General features: G+C 64.2%; 4 protein-coding genes and 1 pseudogene. All 5 read left to right on the forward strand.

Annotated elements, in window-relative coordinates; all coding sequences use genetic code 11:
- Window positions 1-233, forward strand: a pseudogene (locus RWT78_RS28730) (cytochrome ubiquinol oxidase subunit I); the annotation flags it as partial.
- 116 nt (window positions 234-349) lie between these two features.
- Window positions 350-1,570: a phosphoserine phosphatase SerB gene (gene serB, locus RWT78_RS28735; protein ID WP_003944761.1), complete on the forward strand. Its 1,221-nt coding sequence runs from the start codon at window positions 350-352 to the stop codon at window positions 1,568-1,570.
- A 35-nt stretch (window positions 1,571-1,605) separates the two neighbouring features.
- Window positions 1,606-2,352, forward strand: a complete 747-nt coding sequence (locus tag RWT78_RS28740; protein ID WP_039973095.1) for a peptidyl-tRNA hydrolase — start codon at window positions 1,606-1,608, stop codon at window positions 2,350-2,352.
- 37 nt (window positions 2,353-2,389) lie between these two features.
- Window positions 2,390-3,184 carry a membrane protein gene (locus RWT78_RS28745; protein ID WP_314682786.1) on the forward strand — a complete coding sequence of 265 codons (795 nt, stop codon included), beginning with the start codon at window positions 2,390-2,392 and terminating at the stop codon, window positions 3,182-3,184.
- A 14-nt stretch (window positions 3,185-3,198) separates the two neighbouring features.
- Window positions 3,199-3,429, forward strand: a complete 231-nt coding sequence (locus tag RWT78_RS28750; protein WP_314682789.1) for a hypothetical protein — start codon at window positions 3,199-3,201, stop codon at window positions 3,427-3,429.
- Window positions 3,430-3,670 lie beyond the last annotated feature (241 nt).

Here is a 3,670-nt window from a genome sequence, read left to right on the forward strand (position 1 = left end):
GGGCAACCACCTGCCCGCCGCCGCGTCACAACTTCACCGAGTTGCCGCGCATCCGTAGCGAGCGTCCGGCGTTCGAGCTGCACTACCCGCACATGGTGGAGCGGATGCGCGCGGAAGCGCACGTCGGCCCCGGCCACGGTGGGAAGAACGCCAGCACCGTGCTCGAAGATGCTCGTCACGAGCCGCTCACGGTCGGGGACGAAGGCGACCCCGGAACCGACAGCCGCTCCTGAGCGAAGTAACACACTGAAGTAATCAGCGAAGGCCCCGCCCGAGTAACGGGTGGGGCCTTTCGCTTGGCACAATAGTGACGATCAAGACGCGAACGAAGAAACGATCGGAGTTTTCGGTGGGTGCCTCTGACACCACTGTTCTGGTGACTGTGACCGGGCCGGACCGCCCTGGCGTCACCTCGGTACTGTTCGCGGCGTTGTCGCGGCACGATGTGCGTCTACTCGACGTGGAGCAGGTGGTGATTCGAGGTCGACTGACACTCGGCGTCATGGTCGCCTGCCCGAACGATCCCGAGGCGCTTCAGGAAGAACTCGAACAGGCGATGGCGACGGTCGGAATGAACGTCGACATCGAAATCGGTGCCGATCCCGGACGGCCCGCGGTGTCCACCCACGCGGTCGTTGTTCTCGGTAGCCCGGTCAATGCTCGCGCAATGCGATCGGTTGCACGCGAACTCGCGAAGCAGGGCGCGAACATCGATTCCATCCGTGGTGTCGCCGACTATCCGGTCACCGGCCTCGAACTCAGCGTCAGCGCGGCCGATACGGCCGACGGCGACGCGAAGCTGCGCACCGGACTCGCCGAGGTCGCCGCACTCGAAAACGTCGACATCGCGGTCGAGCGCGCAGGTCTCGCTCGACGGGCCAAGCGTCTGATCGTGTTCGACGTGGACTCGACGCTCGTCCAGGGTGAGGTCATCGAGATGCTTGCCGCGAAGGCCGGCGTCGAGGACGAGGTCCGCGCCGTCACCGAAGCTGCGATGCGCGGCGAGATCGACTTCACCGAATCACTGCACCAGCGTGTGGCAACACTCGCCGGTCTCGACGCCTCCGTCATCGACGAGGTGGCAGAGAGCATCGAACTGACGCCGGGTGCACGAACCACGATTCGCACCCTGCGCCGCCTCGGATTCCACTGCGGCGTGGTGTCGGGTGGCTTCCGGCAGGTCATCGAAGGCCTCGCACACGAACTCGAACTGGACTTCGTGCACGCCAACACCCTCGAAATCGTCGACGGCAAGCTGACCGGACGTGTGATCGGTGAAATCGTCGACCGCGCCGCGAAGGCCGTTGCGCTGCGCAAGTTCGCCGATCAGGTTGGTGTGCCGATGGAACAGACCGTCGCCGTCGGTGACGGTGCCAACGACATCGACATGCTCAACGCCGCGGGCCTGGGCGTGGCGTTCAACGCCAAGCCTGCGTTGCGGGAGGTCGCGGACGCTGCTTTGTCGCATCCCTTCCTCGATGCTGTGCTGTTCATTCTCGGTGTGACCCGCGACGAGGTCGAGGCTGCGGACGCCGTCGACGGTGGCGTGCGACGCGTACCGATTCCATGAGTTCCGATCCAGCATTCAGTTCCGATCCAGCTGTGATGTCCCGCCCCGATTCGCGCTGGCGCGAGCGCCACGCGGTGCTGGCTGCTGGGTACGGAGGGCGAGACGATCCCGCGGATCCGGCGCTGGTGTTGGCGATGCCGATCGTTCTGCACATTCCGAAGGCAGACCCGCCCAAGCGCACCGCACTGCTCGAGGCTGCGGCAACGGCGGCTGTGGCGCTGTGTCTGGACGAACGCGTCGGGTTCACCGAAGACGGGGAACCCGGCCCCTGGCACGAGGACTATTCGGCGTGGGTGGGTGCCCGGATTCGGAAGGTGTCTCGTCGAGCGCGAGGAGCGCAGTGGCTCGCCGCGCAGGAGGTACCGGGAATCACCGTCGATGTGGATGGCGCGCAGGCGCGGGCTCTGGTTCCCGGGCCGGTCGGAGAACTGGACCCGCGAATCAAGAAGTTGCAGATCGGTGGGACCGATCTCGAGCACGACGAGCCTGGCCCGCCGGAGCCTGGTCTTCCTGTGCTGTGGATCGACTCGGCGCTCGAGATGACGGTAGGCAAGGCGTCGGCACAGGTCGGGCATGCCTCGATGTTGTTGGCGGCGGCCATGTCCGAGAAACAGTGCTGGGCCTGGGCGCAGAACGACTTTCGCTGCTCAGTGCGCGATGCGAGCCCGGAACAGTGGGCCGAAGCAGTAGTTCGGCTGAAGAAGTCGGAGGCCGTCGCGGTTCGTGACGCTGGTTTCACGGAAGTGGCACCAGGCTCCATGACAGTCATCGCGGTTCCGTAGAGACGTAACCGATCAGTCCAGTATCGGTAACTTGGCTATGGATGAACAGTCCAGTGGCCATCAAGATGGTCGAGTGTTGATACGGAGATTCGCCTCGCTGTTCGTTGGTCTGTGGTTGTACGGCTTCTCGATGGCCATGATGATCACAGCCGGTCTTGGTTTGGATCCCTGGGACGTGTTTCATCAGGGTGTGGCCGAGCACGTTTCGCTCAGTTTCGGCGTGATCACTGCGATTACCGGTGCGGTGGTACTGCTGCTCTGGATTCCGATCCGCCAGCGGCCAGGATTCGGAACGGTCGCCAATGTCGTTGTAATTGCCATCTCGGTGGATACCTCACTGGCCTTCTTGCCGGTCTTTGATTCCATGCCAGTTCGAGCCGTGATCATGGTCGCGGGAATCCTCCTCAACGGACTGGCCAGCGTTCTCTACATCGGCGCGGGCATGGGGCCGGGCCCCCGCGACGGGTTGATGACCGGACTGGTGGCGCGCACCGGCTTGTCGGTCAGGCTCGTGCGTACCAGCATCGAAATCGCGGTCCTCGCTACCGGATGGCTCCTCGGTGGAACGGTTGGCGTCGGAACAGTGTTGTACGCCTTCGGGATCGGACCGACCATTCAATTCCTGATCAAGGTGCTGCCGGATTCCATGACAGCAGCGGTGACCGGAGGACGTGTCACGGAACGTAAGGCCAAGACCGTGGGGCCGGTCAGCGAAATCTCGGTGCCGACGGGAACTTCGGCCGTGGAAGCGGGTTCGCCGGTCGGTGACGCCGAATCGAACGATGCAGTCAAGGTGCCGTCGAACCATTCCGGAGTGCCGACGGTGACCTGAGCCGGTCCACCGGAATGCAGGATCAGGAGCCAACTGTCGTCACCGAGCGGGCGCCCGGTCCGAGTGTGAGACCGAACGTCGGCTCCGTCGATCCAGGCCTGCAGCGTTCGGTGACTCTCGTCGTACCATGCGGTGTCGTCGAACTCGACGCCGGCAGCGTCGAACCAGACGAGGTCCGGGTGCTCCAGTCTTCTTCTGCCTTCGAAGAATTCGGGCTGACGCAACGCCGGTGCCGCTCGGCGTAGTCCGAACGCTCGGGAGACGAACTGCACCAACGACTGATCGGCCGCCGTCCAGTCCAGGGCCCACGAATCGGCTGGGGAGGCAACTGCTGGAACACAATACGCGTTGTTGTTTCCGCCGAGACTGTGGCCGAACTCGTCTCCGGCGGTGAGCATCGGTGTGCCTGTCGACAGCACGAGCGTGGCCAGTAGCGCCCGTACATGACGTGCCCTGGCGTCCTGAATCTCGGGATCGGTGCTCGGG

Source organism: uncultured Rhodococcus sp., assembly GCF_963525155.1.
Taxonomy (GTDB): domain Bacteria; phylum Actinomycetota; class Actinomycetes; order Mycobacteriales; family Mycobacteriaceae; genus Rhodococcus_F; species Rhodococcus_F qingshengii.